The organism is Streptomonospora sp. PA3 (assembly GCF_009728995.1).
Lineage (GTDB): Bacteria > Actinomycetota > Actinomycetes > Streptosporangiales > Streptosporangiaceae > Streptomonospora.
In genome coordinates, this window is sequence record NZ_VTZW01000009.1 from 440,544 (window position 1) to 460,391 (window position 19,848).

Genomic DNA, 19,848 nt, shown 5'->3' on the forward strand with positions numbered 1-19,848 from the left:
AGCGCCTGTGCCGCCCCGGCTGAGCCCGGGCCTGCTGGTCGCGCTGGCCCACCGCCTCACCCCCCGCGACTACGCCCTCCTGGAGACCCTGCACACCCACCGCATGCTCACCACCCGCCAGATCGGCGCCCTGTTCTTCGGCGACCGCGCCTCCCGCCGGGCCCGCACCCGCCTGCTCACCCTGCACCGCCTCGGCGTGCTGGAGCGCTTCCGCCCTCGCACCGCCCCCGGCTCGGCCCCCTGGTGCTGGGTACTGGGCTCGGCCGGCGTCCACGCCCTGGCCCGCCACCGGGACCAGCCCGTCGGCGAGCTGGCGCACCGCGCCGAACGCGCCCTGGCGCTGGCCCACTCGCCCCGGCTGCACCACCACATCGGGGTGGGCGAGGTGCTGGTGGCCACCACCCTGGCCGGGCGCACCCGGCCGGGCCACCGCCTGGAGATCTGGTGGGACGAGACCCGCTGCGCCCACGAGTGGGGCGCCTATGTGCGCCCGGACGCCTTCCTGCGCTACCGCCACCCCCACGGCGCCACCGACGCATTCCTCGAATACGACACCGGCACCGAACCCCTCGGGCGCGTGGCGGCCAAACTGGCCGGCTACCAGCGCCTGGCCGACGCCACCCAGATCACCACCCCGCTGCTGATCACCACCGCCGGCTCCGCGCGCGAGGCCCACCTGGCCGAGCGCCTGGCCGCCGCACCGGCCCCTCAGGTGCCGGTGCGGCTGAGCACCACGACCCTTGTGGCCGAGCCCGGACCCGCCGCGGCGATCTGGCGCCCCACCGAAGGCGGCCCGCGCCGCAGCCTCACCCACCTGCACTGAGCCGAAAGGGGAGAAGCGCCGGGTGCTCAAACTCCTCATCGCCGCCGTGGCCGCCCTGATCGCCGTGCCCGTCCTGCTCGGGGCGATCGCCACCGGCACCCCCACCCAGGCCCCGGCCCGCGTCCCCGGCATCGACGACACCCTGCTGGAGGCCTACATTCAGGCGGCCGCACACCTGGCCGCATCCGGCGACTGCGACGGCATGCGCTGGCAGATCCTCGCCGGCATCGGAAAAGTCGAATCCGACCTCGCCGCCGGCCACACCATCGCCCCCGACGGCGACATCACCCCGCCCATCATCGGCCCGCGCCTGGACGGCTCCGGTATCGGCGGCAACCTCACGCCCCACTACGACACCGACAACGGGCGTTGGGACCACGACACCGCCTACGACCGCGCGGTGGGCCCCAACCAGCACCTGCCCTCCGGGTGGGACACCTACGGCGCCGACGGCAACGCAGACGGCGTCAAAGACCCGCACAACGCCTACGACTCCGCCCTGGCCAGCGCCCGCGAGCTGTGCTTCAGCGGCGGGCAGGGCACCGACCTCACCGACCGCGACGAGCTGTCGGCGGCGCTGTACCGCTACAACCACTCCCATGCCTATGTCGCCGATGTGCTGGCCGCCATCGAGGACTTCGACCAACGCGCCCCCGACCTGGGCGATGCCCCCGCCACCAAGCAGGGCCAGGCCGCCGTCGCCTGGGCCCTGGACCAGGTCGGCAAACCCTACATCTGGGGCGGAACCGGCCCCGCCGGCTTCGACTGCTCCGGGCTGGTCATGCGCGCCTGGCAGGCCGCCGGTGTGGACATCCCCCGGGTCACCACCGATCAGTACCGGGCCGGCACCCGCGTGGAGCTCAGCGGCCTGCGCCCCGGCGACCTGCTCTTCTACGACACCACCGACCTGGGCGCCCCCGGCCCCGCCCCCAGCCACGTCACCATGTACGTCGGCGACGGCCAGATGATCAACGCCCCCTCCACCGGGCAGAACGTACGCGTCCAGCCGGTGGACTCGCCGACCTACGCCAGCCGCTACATGGGCGCCGTCCGGCCGCAGGAATCGGTGTAGCGGTACTACCCCGAAGGCGGCACCACCGATTGAGCCGAGCTGCGCGCTGCCGACACGGTCGACTCTGCGGCGCGTCAGCAGGCGGTTCACCGGCATCAGTGTTGATGCTGTCCTGGGGTGCCTTCGCGCCTTGGGGCAAGGCCGAGACGATCGCGCGCCTCCCGGCGGCCGCCCTCGCCTTCGGCGGGGCGAGTGCTGTGGCAGGCGCGTCGCCGGATGCTCCCGGTTCGCGCCCCTCGTGTCGGAGACGCGAACCGACCGCGGTCCCCCGGGGGATCGCGGGGCCACCACGCGAGGCGAAGCCTGCGGATAAGACTCCGCCGGCGACCGGCCGCGTACCGGGGCTGTCCTACTGTTAACCCTGAACTGTGGGTTTATGCATCCGCGCTGATGCGACCCGTTGCACACGGGGGTGTCCCGGGCGCCGTGCCGTCGGCGGGGCCGGCGCGGGCACAGGCGCGCCGTCCGGCCTCATCTTCGCGATCGTCGCTGGTCGGCTGCGCGGCCACCGGGAATCCGGTGTGGCTACACTGGGGCTCATCGCGAAGTCGGCCCCGTCGGCGCCCGATCGCCGCCGCGCACCGCGGCGGCCATACCCCACACCCGTCCCCGGGCGAGGCAGAAGCCGTGCTCCCGTCGTCAGCTGATCGCAGAAGCGCCCGTGGCCGGTGCCGCGCGTGCGCGCTGTGCGGGGGCGCGAGGTAGGCATGCCCCGACGCCAACGGCGCGGGGTGTGCTTTCCCGCACAGACACTCACCGATCAGCCGCGGCCAGGCGCCCGCATCGTCGCAGCGCGGGGAGAACGACCAACCAAGGAGGAACCGTGGTCGGCACCACGGCCGGTCCCGAGGGGACCGGCGAGGAGAACAGACCCCACGCCCAGGCCGACTCGGTGGAGGGTCTCACCACAGCCAAGGCCTTCGCCGAGGTGGCGCGGGACCTGCAGGCGAGCGAGACCCTGCCCGTCACACTGGAGGAGATCACCGCCCTGGCCGTTGCTGAGATCCCGGGGTGCGCCTATGCGGGCGTGTGCCTGATCGAGTCCAAGAAGCGCCTGACCACCTACGCCTCCACCGCCTCCGTGGTCGACAAGCTCGATGCGCTGCAGCACAGCAAAGGCCAGGGGCCCTGCATCGAGGCGGTGTGGGTGCGCGAGAGCTTCGCGATCGAGGATGTGCAGCAGGAGACGCGCTGGCCCGAGTTCAGCGCCGAGGCCGCGCGGCTGGGTATCGCCAGCATGGCCTCCTTCCAGCTGTTCACACGCAACGACGTCCTGGGCGCGCTCAACCTCTATGCAACCGAACCCGAGGCCTTCGACGCTGCGGCGGTGGAGCTCGGCGAGATCTTCGCCGCCCACGCCGCTGTGGCCCTGGCCGAGGCCCAGACCACGCACAACCTCACCCGGGCCGTGCGCAGCCGCCAGCGCATCGGGGAGGCCACCGGGATCCTGATGGAGCGCTACAAGATCACCGAGCAGCAGGCGTTCGCCCTGCTGTCGAAGGCGTCGCAGAACCTCAACATCAAACTCGTCGACCTGGCCGAGGACCTCGTCCACACCGGCAGCCTGCCCGACCAGACCCCCTGATACGGGGCGTCCGCAGCCCCGGCCGTGGGCTGGGGACGCGGCTGCGCCGAGGTGTGCCGTGCCGCGCACACGCAGCGCCCCGCCGTCGACCGTTGGGCTCGCCGCCGATGCGGCCCGCGTGCCGGCGCAACAGGCGGCCGTCGTCCCTGGTCAGCGGGTATCGACATTCGCTCTGCTTACCGCGGAGGTTTATCGACCGTTGGCCCGGCAAGAAAGTTGAGTGCCAAGCCCTCAGGATGCCGAGGACGTGGGAGGTGAGGCATGATGCTGATGCGCACCGATCCTTTCCGCGACGTCGACCGGCTGACGCGCAGCCTGCTCGGCGATTCGGCGCGGCAGACGCCGATGCCGATGGACGCCTACCGCCAGGACGGGGAGTTCGTGGTGTCCTTCGACCTGCCCGGGGTGCGTGCCGACTCCATCGATCTGGAGGTCGAGCGCGATGTGCTGACCGTCAAGGCCGAGCGGCCCGGGCTCAGTGCCGAGCAGGAGCGTGAGGCGGTCATCGCCGAGCGCCCGCGCGGGACGGTCCTGCGCCGGCTGTTGCTGGGCGAGATGCTCGATGCCGACAACCTCAGCGCCGAGTACGCCGAGGGCGTGCTCACCCTGCGCATCCCGGTGGCCCAGCAGGCCAAGCCCCGCAAAATCGCCGTCAGCGACAGTGGAGGCGGAGCCCGCCGGCTCGGGTCCTGAGCGCGGCGCAACCACCCCCTGCGGGGTGCGGACCCGTGTCCGCGCCCCGCACCGGCCCCATAAGCGGCCCACGCTCCGAAATGGGAGCGGTCGTGATCCTTTATGGGTTCTACTCCTGAATCCGGTGAAACGCTGGTGTGAAGAGCCGCCCAAGGGTCCGTTGGAAATTCCCGGGGAAGCTGCATCCCGCGCATTCGGGTGGGTAGAGATTCCGGCAGAGCCCTCGGCGGAAGCCGGTGTTCGTGGTTGCCCACCTTTCTGCCGGGGGCTCGTTTCTGTCGCGTCCCTGAACGACACCCCGGATGGCACCCCGAGAAAACGGGCCAGACCGCATCGGGCGAACGGGTGGCGAGACCCGGGGGCCGGCTGGCGCTCCCTTCGAGATCCGACGCCCGTCAACCCGCATGCGGGCGTCTGCGCGGGAGCAAGGTCACCGGAACCGTTGCCTGGCCCGCCGACCCGCACGGCCGCTGTCGATACGCGGGTTCGGCCGGCGACAGACCACCAACCTGCCCAGGGGAGGCGTGCTATGGCCGCACCATCCTCCAGCGGGCGGCCAGCCTGCTCCGAGGTACCGGGCCGCAGCGACCAGGACCGTGAACCGCGAGCCGTGCCCGCTTGAGCCGCCCGGTCTCTCCCTTCACAATCGCTGCTTAAACGTGTGTGGCCACACCGGGCCCCGATGATTGTTCGGCCGCCTGGTGGGAACCACAACGGCTTCCAGGGCCGAGTGCTCTGGGAGGAGGCCGTTGGCCGTGTCAATGCGGAGGTGAAAGGTGGAAACCGATCGAATCCGCTTGGAAGGTCTCGACGACGAAACGTTATTGGAGGTGGTGCTGACTATGATGGAGAACGATCCCGAGGCCCCGCCGATGCGACGCTTGCGCGCCGCGATCGTCGCAGGCCGCGATATACCCGAAGACAGCTTCGATATTCGACGGGAGAGGCGTTCCGGTATGGCCAGGCGCGTTCCTCAGCAGGGCCCGAACAGCGGCCGCGGTCGAGCCGGGGGAAGAATCGGCGACGGCGGGGTGCGACCATCACCGCCTCCGCCCCCGAGCCGGTCCGAAAGCAGCGAATAGCCCACCCCCGGACACGCTAGAAGCACACCAGCCCGAATAGCCCTCGCTGACCCCCACGCGCCGCCCCCACCCCGGCGAAACTCCCCACTGCACGCTGCATTTCGTCGCCGGCGGGCACGGCGAGATCCGCCTGCGAAAGGCCGGATCTGCGTTGGTCACCTTTTTCGCAACCGGTGACTGCAGCAGCTGGTAGGGAGCGCTCGCCGCGGCGCCTCACCCGAGGTGGCCCGACACTCCAGGTGAGGGCAAGAACCATCGTGAGCGCGGTTGAGATCAGCCTGGGCCGAGGCAACGCGGGTACCACGGTCGCCGGTGTCGGGGCGGGGGCAGGCGGCCCCGCCCCGACACCGGCGCCGCCTGGGCGGTGCCTCGTGGATTGCCGAGGCGCTACGGAGAGCGGATGTGCCCGGCCCCACGGCTTACGGCGGGGGGCGAGGGGGCGCGTCACCACCGGCCGGCCATAGCGGTAAGGGCGAGGGTCATGGCTAGTAGCCGTGCTGCTGAAGGCACGCGTCGTTGTCTTCGAACCCGTACTCGTTGGGCTCGCAGGGATCCAGCCCCGGCGGCCGGTAGAACGGGTCACCCGGGTCGGCGAACGGGTCGCCGTCGGGATCCGGCGCCGGCTCGGGCTCCAGCAGCGGCTCCGACATCTGCGCCGACGCCGACCGCTCCCGGTCCGGCTGGTGGGCAGCTGGTGCAGACGGTGAAGGCGAGGGCCCGGACAATCGGTCGGTCTGCGCGGCGGGAATCACCGTCTCCACAGAAGCCGAGCAGCCGACGACCAGGGTCAGCGCGGCGACGGCAAGGATCGGGCGCATGGAGAACCTCCCGGGTAGGGCAGCGACGGTAGCCGCCGGAACAGGGCGCCGACGCCGGTTTGCCGGATCCGGCCACCGTGGAATGGGCGCACCCTCAGGTGCTGACGCTGAACCGGATGGCACGGCCTTTGGGCTCTGGTGAGCGCTCCTGCGACCGATAGGGTCGAGACGCCCGCCTGTGCCGGGAATGCCGGAACATCGCCGGGTTCCGCCCTCTCTCCTCCACAGTCTTGAGGCCCCTTGTGAATCATGACGTGTCCCCCGCCGCGCCCGGAACCCCGCCCGGGGTGGATCCCACCGTGCCCAGCTCGGCCCGGTTGTACGACTACTACCTGGGCGGCAAGAACAACTACGCCGCCGACCGCGAGGCCGCCGATAAACTGCTGGCCGCGGTCCCCGAAGTCCGCATGTGGGCCCGCGCCAACCGCGCGTTCATGGGCCGGGCCGTGGAAGTGATGTGCGAGAACGGCATCGACCAGTTCCTCGACATCGGTGCCGGCCTACCGGCCCAGGACCCCGTGCACGAGGTCGCCCGCCGCCACCACCCCGATGCCCGGGTGGTCTACGTCGACCACGACCCGGTCGTGCGCGTGCACGCCGAAGCGCTGCTGGCCGAGCGGCCCGATATCACCGGTGTGGTCGAGGCCGACCTGCGCGATCCGGAGACGATCTTCGCTCATCCCGAGCTGACGCGGCGCCTGGACCTTTCGCGCCCGGTGGGGCTGCTGCTGGTGGCGGTGCTGCACTTCCTCAAGGACGAGCAGCACCCTCATGCGCTGGTGCGGCGCTATCTGGAGCAACTACCCGCCGGCTCCTATGTGGCCATCAGCCACACCGAATCCGACACCCACCCCGAGCGGGCGCGGTTCGTCCAGGAGCTGTATGAGTCCACCAGTTCGCCCGGCAAGATCCGCTCGATCGCCGAGATCCGCCGGTTCTTCGACGGCCTCACCGTGCTGGAGCCGGGTGTGGTGCACCTGGCCGACTGGCGCCCCCGCTCCGACGAGCCGCGCTATGACCCCGAGCAGGTCTGGGCGGTCTGCGGCGTGGGCCGCTGGGACGGACCCGCCGCAGACTCCACCGCAACGTAGGAAGGCCGCTCCGCCGCGGAGCGGCCGACGCCGCCCATCGGGACGCGTCTACAGCTGGAGCGTGATGGCAATGGCGTCGTGGTCGCCGGCGCTACGGTGGCCTCACGATTGAGACCGAACACCGTGTCGCCGAAGGGATGCAGGAGCGGTGCGCACCGATTCGCCGTTGGACACCAACGCCCCGCCCGTGCGCGTGGTGATGTCGCTGGATGCCGAGTGGTATGAGCTGATGTGGAAAGGGGAGAAGACCCACGAGTTCCGGCGCCGGTTCCTCACCGACACTCCCGTGCAGTGGTTCGTCTACCTGACGGCTCCGGCCAGCCGGCTGTGCGCGGTCATCGACCTGGATACGGCGATCGCCGGCACCCCCGAACAACTCGCCGAAATCGCCGAGCGCATGCGTCCCGGTAACGGGGCGTCGGTGCGCTCTTATCTCGCCCGCGACGGCAGAGAACTCGGGTACGCGATGCCGATCCGCCGGATCCGGGAGTTCAAGGGATTCGCGGCTGAGGACCTCAAGCAGATGGTGGTGGGCTTCCACCCGCCGCAGGGATACACACTCGCCGACCGCCACCCCGACTGGAAGGCGGTGTGCGACAAGTTTGTTTCCACATCCTGCGTCCGAGAGGCCACCGTGGAGAGCCCGCCCCTTTGAAACGAGCACCGTCCTCGCTGCGGCCGCGCGTGCATGTTGCTCCCTTTCCTCGGCCGTCTAGATATCGAACAGCCCTTCTTGGGTGGGCCGATTGCACCTTGCGGTGCGCCCCGCCAACTTCACCAGCGCCGCGAGATCGCTGATCTGGGTGCTCTGGTCTGCGGCACTGATGAGCCGCTGGAACACCGTCGCCGTGACGTCGACGTCGGCGTAGGCCCGGTGGCTGGCCCCGGTGGTTCTCCCTACGGTGTGGGTGTTTCCCTGATCTGGGCGAGGATGTGTTCTGCACCCTGGTCGAGCAGGGCGGCGGCGGAGCGTCGGCCGAGGTCGGCGGGGTCGGTGCGGGGCCCGGTCTGGGCGGTGCGGATCACGGTGGTACCGTCGAGGCTGGTGACCTGGGCCGTCAGGCGGAGCTGGCCGTTCGTGGCGGTGGCGAGCGCGCCGACGGGGACGCTGCACCCGCCGTGCAGCTCGGCGAGCATCGCCCGCTCGGCGGTGACGGCGGCCGCTGTCTCCTCGTCATGCAAGGGGGCGAGGAGGTCGCGCAGTCGGTCTTCGCCGTCGCGGATTTGGACGGCGATCGCCCCCTGAGCGGGCGAGGGCGGGTAGGTGCCGGCGTCGAGCGTCTCGGTGATCTCCCCGCTGAGACCGAGCCGGTGCAGTCCGGCGGCGGCGAGCACGAGCCCGTCCAGCCCCATTACGCGGCTGCGGCGCAGGCGCGGCGGGACGTTGCCGCGGATCGGGCTGGTCGTGATGTCGGGGCGCAGCGCGCGCAGTTGGGCGATGCGCCGCGGTGACCCGGTCCCGATGCGCGCTGCGGTGGGCAGGTCGGCGAGCCGGGCTCCGCACAGCGCATCGCGCGGGTCGGCGCGTCGGGGTAGGGCGGCGATCCGGGTGCCGGGAGTGGGGGTGGTGGCGAGGTCTTTGAGGCTGTGCACGGCCACGTCGACGTCGCCGGCCAGCAGCGCGGTTTCGAGCGCGCCGGCGAAGAGGGAGGTCTCGGAGGTGGCGAGGTCGGCGAGGCGGGACGTGCGGTCGTGGTCGCCCGCGGTCATCACGGTGTGCTGCTTCCAAGCGATGTCGGGGTGGGCGGCGCGGAGCGGGGCGGTGACCTCGGCGACCATCACCTTGGCGAGGTGGCTGCCGCGCGACCCCACACGAATCGTGGCGATCATGCGTCACACCTATTTTCTAGGAGTAATGGCCGGGGGTGCTGGGGTGGCCGTGGGCGGGCGGCGCCGGATGCCGCTGAGCGATCCGGCGGGTTCCGTGTTTTAGAGCAGGGTCTGCTGTTCACAATCGTCGTGTCGGCCGAATCGCTCGCCGGCGCTGGCGAGCAGACTGGCCAAGCTGGGCGGCGACGACCACTGCTCGGTGACCAACGCTTTCAAGAGGAGTGCGGCGGCGACGGTGTCCCACAGCGCCCGGTGGGGGCGCCCGTCGGGTGCGAGTTCGCTGACGCGTCCGGTCAGGTCGTAGTCCTCGACGAGGGCACTCAGCGACCGGGATGTGGCTCCGGTGCGTTTGGCCAGGCGAAGGGTGTCGATCATGCCCGCGGGGTGGACGTCGGGGAAGCGGCGGTGCAGCAGGCGCCAGTCGACGCCTACGTTGTGGCCGACCAGGTAGCGCCCCTCCAACCGGGTAGCGAGATCGGGATCGACGACACCGGGCGACGGCGCCTGGGCCAGGACGGCGTCCGTCAACCCCGGCGAAATCCAGGGGCGCCGGGGAACCGGGCGTCCGGGGTTGATCAGCGTCTCGTAAGCCTGCGCCATCGCCGGGAGCCCGCCGGCGAGCGGCACCGCGGCGATTTCGAGGATGGCCTCGTTCTCGCGGTCCTGGGCCCCGGTGCCTTCCAGGTCCAGGGCGACCAGGGGGGCATCGGTCCAAGGCTGCTGCTCGGTCATCGCGGGCTCCCGGCGTGGTGGTCAATCGTCGTCGAAGCGGGCGTGCTCGGCCAGCCGCTCACGTGCCTGGCTGAGCCGACGGTGCTCCTCCCGGCTCAGCTCATAGCCTTGCAGAGCGCGTCCGTGCGCCGCGTGAACATGGGGATGGTCGACCTCCCAGATCTGGTGGCGCAGCCGGTGCTGGAGGGCATAACGGCGCTGCTCGCCCAGCGCGTGGGTCAGGACGTGGCCGTCCTCGATCAAAAACGGCGTGTCGGCCGCGTAGTCGAGGTCGGCCAGGGCCTGGCGGAACTCGTCCTCGGTGGGCGAGCGGTGGTCGGCGGCGCAGCGCCGGCGCTGGGCGGCGGGGCAGATGTCGCAGAGCTCGGGCACACCCCAATGGCCGTTGTAGTCGGGCACCTGGTGGGCGTAGGCGATGCCGCAGGAGGTCTTGCGGAACAGCGGGACGGCGGTACCCGAGTCCCTCCACGCCTGGACGACCTTGGCGTCCAGCTCGGCGGGCAGCATCTTGCGGCGCTGATAGTCCTCGCCGTAGGGCACCTCAACGCCCGCCGCGCGCAGGAACGCGGCGTTCTCCTGTTTGTGGTAGTAGCCGGTGAACACCAGGGCGTCCAGGCCGGCGGCGTCGGCGACGTCGAGGACGCCGGCCATGGTGGCGGGGTCGTCGTTCCAGCCCGGCACGATCGGGCGCCAGTAGAGGATCACCTTCGTGCGGTCGCGGTGGGCGGCGGCGGTTTCGATGGACTTCAGGGTGGTGCGGCTCTTGGCGATGGGCTCGACGCGGGCGTCGGCGATGCCGGAGTAGGTGAACAGTAGGCTCACCCGCACATGCTGCAGCGCCTCCAGCGCGGCCATGTCCTGTTCGGTGATGTGGAAGCGGGTGATGATCAGAACGAGGTTGGTCATGCCGCGCCGGTCGAGCTCGTTGAGGACGGCGAAGGTGTGGGGCTTGACCCCGGGCAGCATGGGGTCGGTGGCCTTGTTGAACAACTGGATCGGGGTGGCGTGGGGGCGGAATGCCTCATGGCCCACCAGCATTGCGACGGCCTCGCCGGTGGGGACCAGCAGTTGCGGGGTTTTCTGCTCGAAGTTGCCCCAGAAGTGGCGCACGCAGTACCCGCAGTCGAGCGGGCAGCCGATGATGTGGTTCAGCGAGAGGCCCGACTTGCGGTTAGTGACGATCTGGGCCATGTAGGGGTCGAGGCCGGCCTGCTGATCATCGGGCATCACCGGCAGGGTGGAGGGGCCGGTGGGAATGGTCGAGGCGACGAATACGGGTTCTGCGGTCATCGCGACTCCTGCACGTGGTCGAGGGAAAGCACGGGTCGGTAGGCGGGGCCGAACCACACGGTGAACTCGCGTTCGGCTCCGGCGGTGTCGTCACTTGTGTGGACGAGGTTGTCGATGAAGCGGCCCTCGGCGCGGGCGCGGGCGGCGCTGTCGATGCCCAGCCGCCCCCGGATCGTGTCGGGACGGGCGCGGGCGGGGTCGTAGTGACCGAGCAGCCCGCGCAGCCGCTGCGGAAGGCCGGCGGTCTCGCTGTGGGCCAGGGCGACGACGACGCGGCTGCCGACATAGTTGCGGCGCAGTTCGGCGGCGACGTCGAAGCCGAACCGGTCGTCGAGGGCGAGCATGTCGGCGTAGTGGGTGAGGATCTGGTCGTGGCTGACCTGCACGTCGCGTCGGGCGACCAGCTCGGCGGCGCGGCCGATGTGCAACAGGATCGAGTCGACGAGCCCTCGGCGCACGGCGTCGGGCTTGCACAGCACCACGCTCCAGTACTCCCACCCGCCCGGCGGCGCGCTCATCGTGTTCCCGTCGGCATGCGTTGGGGCCAGCGGTGCTCGACCAGCCATCGGTGAGCCGGATCCAGCGCCGCCAGCAGGTACGGGCTCACCGGTGCGCTGCTGTGGTGGAGCTGGCGGTAGGCCTCCAGGAGCAGGACGATGTGCTGCCAGTAGGGCGCGAGGCCGAGCGCGGTGACGCTGTCGGGGTCGTGGGCGGCCGTGTTGGCCCGCAGCTTCTCCTCCTGGGCCAGGACGGTGGCGATGTCCTCCCATGAGGCGTTCGTGGGCATCGCGGCGGGCGTGAACGCGGCCTCGGTGATGCTGCCGTTGCGGTCGGCGTCGACGATGCGCTCCATGCGGTGGGCGTCGGTGTCGTTGACGTGCATGGACACCACGTGGTGGGTGTAGTGGCCGAGACGGGCGCCCAGTTGGGCGGCTGCGAACTCCTGGAGGAAGGTGAAGGCGAAGACGTCGGAGACCAGACCGGTGTAGGCGTCGTTGCCGCGCATCGCCACGCTCAGGTGCAAGTGGCCCTCGCGCAGGAGGAACTGGGCGCTGACGGAGCAGGACACGTCCGGGTTGGCGGCATCGGCGAGTTCGGCGGGGCCGAAGAAGGTGAGGACCGCGCGTTTGGTGTCGGCATCGCGGCGAAGTAGATCCATGACGCGCGCCCACTGCGTGGAACCGTCGTTGTCTGGGGCGAAGAGTTTGGGGCCGTAGGCGGTTCCGGCCAGGCGGCGCCCATCGGGTGAGTAGTCGCGCAGCCGGGGCGCGTAGTAGGCGATCATGTCGAGGCCGTCGCGGCCCGCGAGGTACCAGAGCACTTCGGCGACGTTGAAGACGATGTTGACCGGCCGCTGCTTGAGGAACGCCAGTCGCGAGCGCGGGTTTCTCAGCCGCAGGGTCACGTCGGTGATCTCGCGGCTGGCGTTGCCGCGGGGGGCGACGGTGTATTCGTAGGCATCGGCGATTTCGTGCAGGACGGATGTGTAAAGCTGCTGGAAGGTCGCGTATGTCGCGGGGAACATTTTTCTCCTGGCACGGGAGCACACCGCAGCGCGGCCGGACGGCACCGATCCCGATAGTCGGGGCGTCGCGGTATGCGCGCGGCCGCATGGTGGGTTAGGGGACTTCTTCGGGGCGCCGGTGCACAGCGCCTCCGTTGTAGGCGGCGGCTTGGATGCCATACAGCTCGGCATAGAGCCCGCCGGTGGCGATCAGGTCGGTGTGGGTGCCCTGTTCGACCACGCGGCCGTGATCGAGCACGTAGATCCAGTCGGCGGTGCGGGTGCTGGCCAGGCGGTGGGTGATCAGCAGGACCGCGGCGCCTTCGGCGGCGGCCTGGAAGGTGGCGAACAGGCGTTCTTCGGCGCGGGCGTCCAGCGCGGCGGTGGGCTCGTCGGCGATGACCAGGTCGGCGTGGGGGTAGAGGCCGCGGGCGGCGGCGATGCGCTGGCGCTGTCCGCCGGAGAGGTCCTCGCCGTCTTTGAACCGGGTGTCCAAGGGCGTGTTCAGGCCCAGGGCGAGGTCGGCCACGACCTGGTCTCCTCCGCTGAGGCGCAGCGCCCGCTGCAGGCGGTCGGGGTCGGTGTCCTCGGGGGCGGCCATGGTGATGTTGCGTTCGGCGGAGAAGGGCCACTGCTGGTACTGCTGGCGGATCAGCCCGATGCGGGCGTGCAGGCCGGTCGGGTCCAGGTCGGTGATGTCGGTGCCGTTCCAGGTGATGGTCCCGGCGTCGGGGGCATAAAGCCCGGAGATGAGGGTGGCCAGGGTGGACTTGCCCGAGCCGTTCTCTCCGACCAGGGCCACGACCTGTCCGCGTCCGACGGTGATGGTTACATCGGTCAGCGCGTTGGTCTGCGCGCCGGGGTAGGCGAAGCTGACCCCTTTCACTCGCAGCTTCTCCAGCGGCTCCGGCTTCGTGCCTGCGGTGGTGGCGGGGGTGCGGCGGCGGGCTTCGGTGAAGGCTTCCAGCAGATCGGACAGGTACAGCCCGGATTCGTAGCAGGAGTTGACGGCGCTCATGAGCCGGTCCAGAGCGGCTTTGCCTTGGCCCAGGGCGAGGTAGGCGGCGCCGGCCACCGCCAGCGGCATCAGCCCGGCCAATAGGAGAGCGACCAGGGCGGCGTAGGTGGCCAGGGTCGCGATTCCGCCCAGCACGTCGCCCACGGCGCGCAAGCCGCTCTGACGGCTCACCACGGCCAGCAGCGCATCGCGGACGTGGTCGGAGATGCGGGCGAACTCTTCCAAGAGCATGGGCCGCATCGCGTAGGCCCGCAGTTCGGCCGCGGAGTCGCGTTCGGTCATGGCGTGGGTGTACATGTACAGCAGCCGGTTGGAGGTGCTCAGCGCCCGCATGCGCTCATAGCGCATCCGCGCCGAGCGCACCGCGGCCCAGCCCACGGGCGCGACGGTCAGTGCCAGTAGCGGCAGCAGGACGGGGTGGAGCACGGTGACGACGGTGGCCACGGCCAGCAGGCTGACGAGTTCGGTGGCGATGTCGGCGGCGTGGCCGGTGATGCGCCCGGCTTCGTAGGTGCCCAGGGTGCGGGCGCGGTGGATCTGGTCGCACCAGTCGGAGTCGTCGAAGGCCTCCAGGCGGGTGGCGGTGGTCAGCGAGACCAGTTCGACCTCCACGGCCCGCTCCACCATCGGGGTGAGCCGTCCTTGGGCCCAGATCGCCGCGGACCGCAAGGCGGCGCGGGTGACCATGGCCGCGCCGGCCAGCAGCAGCGAGGGCAGAGCCGCTTGGAGCCGCTGGGGGGTGGGGCCTTCGGCGAAGAGACCTTGCAGGATGCCGACGACCGCGGTGAGGACGACGGCGGAGAAGGCGCCGGCGGCGACGTTGAGCCCGATGGTCAGGACGGTGTCGCGGGGACTGGCCTTCCAGCTCCAGCGCAGGGCGGTGGTGATGAGGGCGGGCAGGCGGGTGAGCATGCGCCACAGCGACAGCCCCTGGAGGTCGGAGAACCAGGGGTGGTAGCGGCTGGCGGCCAGTTCGGGCAGTCCGGCGGGGGTGGTCGGGGCGGGGCGGCGTGGGCGGCGCCGTTTCATAGCACTCCAAGACACGAGAGGTCGACCTCAGCGGGCACGGGCGGCTGACAGTGAGGCGGCCTCAGCGGGCGGATACAGCGTGATCTGCGTGGGCAGGGCGAGCGTGATGGTGATCGCGTCGTGGTCGCTGGCGGTGGGGATGCGCTCGTAGCCGGTCAGCAGGCTGGCCAGGGGCGGGCTGAGCCAGGCCTGGTCGACTCGGATCCTTCCCTGCCCGGTGGGTGCGTAGAGGTCGTAGTTGTGTGACCGGGTGGCCAGGTGGTCGGCGGCATCGACCAGCCCGGCCCGGTGCAGGCGACGGGCCACGCGCCGATCGGGCTGCTCGTTCTCGTCGTAGCGGCAGGCGCGATCGCGCTGCTTGATGGTGGCCGGATCCGGCGCGCGGCCGCCGTCGTGCAGCGGGTGGGCGTTGATGTCGCCGATCATCACCCCGTAGCCGCCGTAGCGGCAGACGCGGTCTTCGACCCGCATCGCCTCGTCGAGGGCGGCCTCCGCGCTGGTGGTCGTCAGATGGGTGCTGGCCACCGCCAACCGGGCGGGCAGACCCGCCACGTGGAACAGGGCGATGCCTAGGCCGGTGTAGAGCTCCTGGGCATAGGCGTCGGCCCACCCGCACTGGGCCAGGTGGGGCGAGGGCCGGTAGAAGACGGCGTTGCCGCCGCCGCAGCGCCCCGGAGCAAGCCCGGCCAAGCGCATGCCCAGGTCCTTCTCGGCCCGGTAGGTCTGATGGTGGAGGTGGTCGGACCAGCCGTGACATTCCTGCAGACACAGGATGTCGGGCCGGACGGCGGTGATGGTCTCGGCGAGTCGGGGCCAGCGGTCCTCGGGGTTTCCCTCGCCGTCGCCGATGCCGCCGTGCTTGAGGTTCTGCGACATGATCGTCAAAGCCGTCATCGCTCGTCCCCGTCCTACTGCTGCTGGTGTTGGTGGTCATGGCGCGCGAGGCGCCGCATGATCGGAAGAAGGCCTCTGAGATCGCCCAGCGCCTGTTCGTGCTCGGCTGGGTCGGTTGAGCCGATGCGGCGCGCCTCATCGGCGGCGCTCCCCTGCGGGTCCCCGGCCTCGGCCGTGGCTCAGCCCGCCCTGTCAGGGGCTGAGACCGGAGCGCCGGGCCTCGCGCGACGCGTGCACGTTTCCTCGGGCGGTTCCAAACCGGGTCGGCTCAGCGCGCCTCATACTGACATCACAGGGACGCGTCCGAGCCCGGCGTCGCCCCAGGCCTGTTCAGGTGGCCAGTAGGTCTCGCTGAAATCGCGGCGCCAGTCGGCGACCGGTACCACCCCGGGTTCGACCAGGTCGAGTCCGTCGAAAAACGCGGCGATCTCGGCGTGGTTGCGGGTCTGGGCGGGGGCTGAGGAGCGGGCGTAGACTTCCTCGATGAAGGCGGCGCCGTCGGGGCGGGTCTCGTTCTCCACATGGGAGATCGCCATGTAGGAGCCCGGGCACAGGGATCGGCGCAGCGTGCGCACGACCTCGTAGGGGCGGTGCTCGTCGGTGAGGAAGTGCAGTACCGCGATGAGCAGGATCGCCACGGGTTGGGTGAAGTCGATCAGTGCGCGGGTGTCGGGGTGGTCGAGGATGGTTTGTGGGTGGCGCAGGTCGGCTTGGACGACGGTTGTGGTAGCCGGGTCTTCGGCCAGCAGCGCTTCGGCGTGGCGGCCGACGATGGGGTCGTTGTCGACGTAGACGATGTGGGCGCCGGGGGCGTGGCGTTGGGCGACCTGGTGGACGTTGTCCTGGGTGGGCAGTCCGGATCCGATGTCAATGAACTGGCGGATGCCCGCCTCGGCGGTCAGGTAGCGCACGACGCGGCGCAGCCACATGCGGTTGGCTCGGGCCATGCTGCGCAGTTCGGGGACGCGCTCCAGCAGTTGTCCGCCGGCGTGGCGGTCGGCGGCGTAGTTGTCCTTGCCGCCCAAATAGAAATCGTAGAGGCGGGCGGCGCTGGGAACGGCGGTGTCGACGTCGGGCGGGGGCGGGCAATAGAAGCCTGTCATGGCAATCTCGCTGGTCGTGGGTGCGGGTGGGCCGCGGCCCCTGCGGGCGCCGGGGCGGGGTCAGGGTCGGATGGGTTCGCGCTTGGCGGCCATGGGGTGCTGGTCGGGCTGTGAGCGGCTCATCGAGCGCTGGCGACGTGCTATCTCCTCGCTCAGCAGGGCAATGTCGTGCTCGCTGACGGTTTCGATGAACCGGCGCAGGCAGCTGCGGCGATCGCCGCAGCTGCTGAAGACCTCGCTCATCACCAGGGCGGTGTGCTCCGCGCGGGAGTGCCGCGGCCAATACAGCCACACCCGCCCGTCCATCTCCCGCTCGAGCAGCCCCTTGTGGTGGAGGATGGTGGCCACGGTCATGACGGTCGAGTAGGCGACATCGCGTTCATAGTTCATCGACTCGCGGACTTCACGCACGGCTAGCGGGCGCTCGGCGCGCCACAGCGTGTCCATGATGGCGGCCTCCAGTTGGCCGAAAAGCCTCATCGCTGTCCTTCCTCGGCGGGATGGCCACAGTCCCGTTACAACCGGCCGGCCTGCTGGATCAGGGCGAGGATGGTGCCCACCACGACGGCGCTGGCGAAGAAGACCACGGCCCAGGCGGCTTTGTCGGCGCCGTCATGGCGGGGGCGTCCCGCGAACGCGCCGATGACGACGACACCGATGACCACGGCGGCGGTCACGGCGGCTGACATGCTCACGGCACCTCCCGGGCGCATCGCGTGGGCAGAGGAGCGGGCGTGCTGGTGTACATCGGAGTGCATCCCATCTCGTCACTCGGGGAGCCTGGAGGCGCCCGGGCAGGCCCGCAGGCGCCGGGGGTGGTGCATCATCCAACTGGCCACCGGCGCGGCGCCGGCCTCGTGGCCGGGAGCCAGGGATAGGCGGGGGTAGCGGGTGAACAGCGACCGCAGGCCCACTTCCAATTCCAGCCGGGCCAGTGGGGCGCCCAGGCAGAAGTGGGGGCCGTGGCCGAAGGCAAGGTGGCCGCGGCTGCCGCGGGCGACGTCGAAGACCTCGGGCTGCTCCCACGCGCCGGGGTCGCGGGCGGCGGCGGCATAAGCCAGGAGGAGCAGTTCGCCTTCGCCGATGTCGCAACCGCCCAGGGTGGTGTCGCGGGTGGTGTAGACGGCGGGCAGCAGGCTGACCGAGGAGTAGCGGCGCAGGATCTCCTCGATGCCCTCCTGCCAGGGCACAGCTCCCTTTTGCAGCACTGCGAGCTGGTCGGGGTGGTTCAGCAGCGCCTGGATCCCGTTGGTCAGGGCGCCCATGGTTGTCTCGAACCCGGCGATGACCAGCAAGAACAAGTTGTGGGACAGCTCCGCGTGGGCCTGACCGGTGATCGGGCCAGGGCCGTGGTCGATCACCAGAGCGCTGACCAGGTCATCGCCCGGGCGGGTGCGCTTGTGCTCGATGAGGCCGCCGATGAAGGCGTAGGCGTCGCTGTAGACCCCGGGGTCCTGAAGTTCGAACAGGCGGCGGGCGATGTCGCCCAGCACGGGCGCGTCGGTGTCCTCGACCCCGAGCAGCCCGGTGAGCACTCCTACTGTCAGCGGCCAGGCGTAAGACTCCTTCAGGTCGACCGTGTCGTGCCCGTCGAGGTCGTCGAGTAGGCGTGCGGCCAGCGAGGACACCCGCGGCTCCAGGGCCCGCACCCGTTTGGGGGTGAAGTGGCGCTGCAGCGGGGCGCGACAGCGGGTGTGCTCGGGCCCGTGCTTGGCGAGGAGACTGCCGACCTGGGTCAAAAGGATCACCAGCGAGCTGGCGGGATCCACGCGACCCTCGCGCAGCGCCCACCAGTTGGCCGCGGCGTTGCCGCGCACGAACGTGTCGCTTTTGTCGGCCAGCACCTGGCGCAACTCGGCGTCGCGGGTTACGGCCAGCACGGGGACTTCTAGCCCCCGAAGATCCACGCGAACAACCGGGCCAGCCTGGTGGAGTGCGGCGGCTGTGTGCTCGCGGTCGAGGTCGGCGGCGTCGACGGGGACGGCGGTTGCAGGTTCCACGGTTCTCCTTCGTAGCGGCGCGGGGCGGGGGTGAAGCGGGCGGGAAGCGAGGCCAGCCCGGCGCTGAGAGTGGGCGCCGAGCCGGCCACACCGTCGGGGGCGTCGATCAGGGAAAGGTCGGGCAGGCGGTCGAGAATGCGGACCAGCCCGATCTCGGCCAGCCACAGCGACAGGTCGCGGCCGCGTTCGGGGCAGCGGTGGGAACCGCCGCCGAAAACGAGGTGGGAGCGGTTGTCTCCGGTGTCGAGCCGCGGGGAGGTCGTGATCATCTGGCGCTGGGTCGGCCCGAACCCCAAGACGAGGCAGTCGCCGGCGCGGATCGGGTAGCCGCCCAGGTCGGTGTTGCGGGTGGCATAGCGCCCGACCAGGTGGGGAAGCGGCGGGTGCTTCCACAGGCACCGGTTGATGGTCTGGCTGATCAGCCAGGTGGAGCCCATGCTCACCCGCGCGTTGCGGTCGGTGAGAACCATCCGCAGTGCGGTGGTGATCAGCCTGCACACGGGTTCGTGCCCGGCGGCGATGACCAGGGTCAGGTGGTCGAGGACCTGCTGGTCGCTCAGCCCCTGCGCGATCAGTTCGGAAGCGAGATCGGCGGCGGGGGCGGCGCGGCGCTGGGTGACCAGGCGCCGCATCAACTCTTCGAACTGGACGTAGGCGCACTGGCCGTCGTCGCCGCGCCAGATCCGGGCCATGGTCGTGCACATCAGCACTCCGTCGGACTCGGACATGCCGAGCATGCGGCACAGCGCGATCAGCGGGAGGACCGCGGCATAGCGGCCTACCAGGTCAGCCTCACCGTCGCCGCAGAAGGAGTCGACGAGGCGGTCGGCGATTTCGTGGATCTGGCTGGTGACGTGCTCACTGCGCATCCGGTGCAGAGCCTCGGACAGGACAGCGCGGTAGTGGGCGTGCTCCTCACCGTCGACGCACAGGGGGTTCTGACGGCGCGCGAACATGGGCCGCAGCGGCGAGTCGGGGGGCAGAACGCCGTTGTGCCAGTCGCGCCAGTAGGTGACGTCGCGGCTGTAGGCCTGGGGATCGGACAGGACCTGTCGGTGGATGGGCCAGGTCAGCATCAGATACGCCGGCACCCCCTCTTCCAGCAGCACGGGGGCCAGGCCCTTGGGATAGGTGGCCAGCAGGTCGTCCCAGACGGGGTCGGGGTCTCTCAGTACGGCGGGGTCGTCGAGTCGGATGAGACGCGGCGTGGCAGGTCCATGGGTCATCGGAAGTTCCGGTGGGTTCAGGGGGCGAAGGAGGTGCCCCGCGCGGGGGCGGGGCGCC

Annotated in this window: 19 protein-coding genes; 6 read left to right on the top strand and 13 right to left on the bottom strand. The window is 70.6% G+C overall.

Annotated features, from left to right (window positions below; translation table 11 throughout):
* Positions 1 to 7: 7 nt before the first annotated feature.
* The 4 genes from FZ103_RS10305 (at position 8) to FZ103_RS10320 (ending at position 4,173) form a co-directional block, all read left to right on the top strand.
* Entirely contained in the window at positions 8 to 823 is an 816-nt protein-coding gene (locus tag FZ103_RS10305; RefSeq protein ID WP_156000476.1) for a replication-relaxation family protein, read from the top strand.
* A 22-nt stretch (positions 824 to 845) separates the two neighbouring features.
* Positions 846 to 1,895 (top strand): bifunctional lytic transglycosylase/C40 family peptidase, encoded by a 1,050-nt coding sequence (locus FZ103_RS10310; protein WP_186356088.1) that lies wholly within the window; start codon positions 846 to 848, stop codon positions 1,893 to 1,895.
* A gap of 823 nt (positions 1,896 to 2,718) precedes the next feature.
* Positions 2,719 to 3,480 carry a GAF and ANTAR domain-containing protein gene (locus FZ103_RS26030; RefSeq protein ID WP_186356089.1) on the top strand — a complete coding sequence of 254 codons (762 nt, stop codon included), beginning with the start codon at positions 2,719 to 2,721 and terminating at the stop codon, positions 3,478 to 3,480.
* Between the two features lie 261 nt (positions 3,481 to 3,741).
* Positions 3,742 to 4,173, top strand: a complete 432-nt coding sequence (locus tag FZ103_RS10320; RefSeq protein WP_156000478.1) for an Hsp20/alpha crystallin family protein — start codon at positions 3,742 to 3,744, stop codon at positions 4,171 to 4,173.
* A gap of 1,567 nt (positions 4,174 to 5,740) precedes the next feature.
* Here FZ103_RS10320 and FZ103_RS10325 read toward each other — a convergent pair.
* Positions 5,741 to 6,073, bottom strand: coding sequence for a hypothetical protein (locus FZ103_RS10325; protein ID WP_156000479.1), 333 nt, complete (start codon positions 6,071 to 6,073; stop codon positions 5,741 to 5,743).
* A gap of 242 nt (positions 6,074 to 6,315) precedes the next feature.
* Between FZ103_RS10325 and FZ103_RS10330 the strand changes: the two genes are divergently transcribed.
* Complete coding sequence (locus tag FZ103_RS10330) at positions 6,316 to 7,164, top strand: SAM-dependent methyltransferase (protein ID WP_343233464.1); 849 nt, start codon at positions 6,316 to 6,318, stop codon at positions 7,162 to 7,164.
* A 148-nt stretch (positions 7,165 to 7,312) separates the two neighbouring features.
* Positions 7,313 to 7,819, top strand: a complete 507-nt coding sequence (locus FZ103_RS10335; protein WP_343233465.1) for a hypothetical protein — start codon at positions 7,313 to 7,315, stop codon at positions 7,817 to 7,819.
* A 242-nt stretch (positions 7,820 to 8,061) separates the two neighbouring features.
* On the opposite strand, the gene hemC is transcribed toward FZ103_RS10335, so the two are convergent.
* The 12 genes from hemC to FZ103_RS10395 all read right to left on the bottom strand — a co-directional run bounded on the left by hemC (position 8,062) and on the right by FZ103_RS10395 (position 19,790).
* Complete coding sequence (hemC, locus tag FZ103_RS10340; RefSeq protein ID WP_156000481.1) at positions 8,062 to 8,994, bottom strand: hydroxymethylbilane synthase; 933 nt, start codon at positions 8,992 to 8,994, stop codon at positions 8,062 to 8,064.
* Positions 8,995 to 9,093: 99 nt separating this feature from the next.
* Positions 9,094 to 9,726: a 3'-5' exonuclease gene (locus FZ103_RS10345; RefSeq protein WP_156000482.1), complete on the bottom strand. Its 633-nt coding sequence runs from the start codon at positions 9,724 to 9,726 to the stop codon at positions 9,094 to 9,096.
* A 21-nt stretch (positions 9,727 to 9,747) separates the two neighbouring features.
* Positions 9,748 to 11,016, bottom strand: a complete 1,269-nt coding sequence (locus tag FZ103_RS10350; protein ID WP_156000483.1) for a radical SAM protein — start codon at positions 11,014 to 11,016, stop codon at positions 9,748 to 9,750.
* A complete protein-coding gene (locus FZ103_RS10355) occupies positions 11,013 to 11,534 on the bottom strand; it encodes a nucleoside-diphosphate kinase (protein WP_156000484.1) in 522 nt (173 codons plus the stop codon). Before FZ103_RS10355 ends, FZ103_RS10350 begins: the two co-directional genes overlap by 4 nt.
* Positions 11,531 to 12,541, bottom strand: coding sequence for a thymidylate synthase (locus FZ103_RS10360; RefSeq protein WP_156000485.1), 1,011 nt, complete (start codon positions 12,539 to 12,541; stop codon positions 11,531 to 11,533). Before FZ103_RS10360 ends, FZ103_RS10355 begins: the two co-directional genes overlap by 4 nt.
* A 94-nt stretch (positions 12,542 to 12,635) precedes the next feature.
* Positions 12,636 to 14,567: an ABC transporter ATP-binding protein gene (locus FZ103_RS10365; RefSeq protein WP_156000486.1), complete on the bottom strand. Its 1,932-nt coding sequence runs from the start codon at positions 14,565 to 14,567 to the stop codon at positions 12,636 to 12,638.
* Between the two features lie 27 nt (positions 14,568 to 14,594).
* Positions 14,595 to 15,461: an endonuclease/exonuclease/phosphatase family protein gene (locus FZ103_RS10370; protein ID WP_156000487.1), complete on the bottom strand. Its 867-nt coding sequence runs from the start codon at positions 15,459 to 15,461 to the stop codon at positions 14,595 to 14,597.
* 278 nt (positions 15,462 to 15,739) lie between these two features.
* On the bottom strand, positions 15,740 to 16,564 hold the full coding sequence (locus FZ103_RS10375; RefSeq protein WP_156000488.1) for an SAM-dependent methyltransferase: 825 nt from the start codon (positions 16,562 to 16,564) through the stop codon (positions 15,740 to 15,742).
* A gap of 60 nt (positions 16,565 to 16,624) precedes the next feature.
* Positions 16,625 to 17,044 (bottom strand): BlaI/MecI/CopY family transcriptional regulator, encoded by a 420-nt coding sequence (locus FZ103_RS10380; protein ID WP_156000489.1) that lies wholly within the window; start codon positions 17,042 to 17,044, stop codon positions 16,625 to 16,627.
* 35 nt (positions 17,045 to 17,079) lie between these two features.
* The gene (locus FZ103_RS10385; protein WP_156000490.1) at positions 17,080 to 17,253 is read right to left on the bottom strand and encodes a hypothetical protein; all 174 of its coding nucleotides are present in this window, start codon (positions 17,251 to 17,253) and stop codon (positions 17,080 to 17,082) included.
* 78 nt (positions 17,254 to 17,331) lie between these two features.
* Positions 17,332 to 18,444 (bottom strand): cytochrome P450, encoded by a 1,113-nt coding sequence (locus FZ103_RS10390; protein WP_156000491.1) that lies wholly within the window; start codon positions 18,442 to 18,444, stop codon positions 17,332 to 17,334.
* A gap of 8 nt (positions 18,445 to 18,452) precedes the next feature.
* Positions 18,453 to 19,790: a cytochrome P450 gene (locus FZ103_RS10395; protein ID WP_156000492.1), complete on the bottom strand. Its 1,338-nt coding sequence runs from the start codon at positions 19,788 to 19,790 to the stop codon at positions 18,453 to 18,455.
* Between the last annotated feature and the right edge of the window lie 58 nt (positions 19,791 to 19,848).

What these genes read in the sequence shown, in the direction of transcription:
- FZ103_RS10375 (WP_156000488.1), bottom strand. Translation starts at nt 16,564, where the DNA reads ATGACAGGCTTCTATTGCCCGCCCCCGCCCGACGTCGACACCGCCGTT.
- FZ103_RS10350 (WP_156000483.1), bottom strand. Translation starts at nt 11,016, where the DNA reads ATGACCGCAGAACCCGTATTCGTCGCCTCGACCATTCCCACCGGCCCC.
- FZ103_RS10320 (WP_156000478.1), top strand. Translation starts at nt 3,742, where the DNA reads ATGATGCTGATGCGCACCGATCCTTTCCGCGACGTCGACCGGCTGACG.
- FZ103_RS10380 (WP_156000489.1), bottom strand. Translation starts at nt 17,044, where the DNA reads ATGAGGCTTTTCGGCCAACTGGAGGCCGCCATCATGGACACGCTGTGG.
- FZ103_RS10395 (WP_156000492.1), bottom strand. Translation starts at nt 19,790, where the DNA reads ATGACCCATGGACCTGCCACGCCGCGTCTCATCCGACTCGACGACCCC.
- FZ103_RS10370 (WP_156000487.1), bottom strand. Translation starts at nt 15,461, where the DNA reads ATGACGGCTTTGACGATCATGTCGCAGAACCTCAAGCACGGCGGCATC.
- FZ103_RS10365 (WP_156000486.1), bottom strand. Translation starts at nt 14,567, where the DNA reads ATGAAACGGCGCCGCCCACGCCGCCCCGCCCCGACCACCCCCGCCGGA.
- FZ103_RS10345 (WP_156000482.1), bottom strand. Translation starts at nt 9,726, where the DNA reads ATGACCGAGCAGCAGCCTTGGACCGATGCCCCCCTGGTCGCCCTGGAC.
- FZ103_RS10325 (WP_156000479.1), bottom strand. Translation starts at nt 6,073, where the DNA reads ATGCGCCCGATCCTTGCCGTCGCCGCGCTGACCCTGGTCGTCGGCTGC.
- hemC (WP_156000481.1), bottom strand. Translation starts at nt 8,994, where the DNA reads ATGATCGCCACGATTCGTGTGGGGTCGCGCGGCAGCCACCTCGCCAAG.
- FZ103_RS10360 (WP_156000485.1), bottom strand. Translation starts at nt 12,541, where the DNA reads ATGTTCCCCGCGACATACGCGACCTTCCAGCAGCTTTACACATCCGTC.
- FZ103_RS10385 (WP_156000490.1), bottom strand. Translation starts at nt 17,253, where the DNA reads ATGTCAGCCGCCGTGACCGCCGCCGTGGTCATCGGTGTCGTCGTCATC.
- FZ103_RS10355 (WP_156000484.1), bottom strand. Translation starts at nt 11,534, where the DNA reads ATGAGCGCGCCGCCGGGCGGGTGGGAGTACTGGAGCGTGGTGCTGTGC.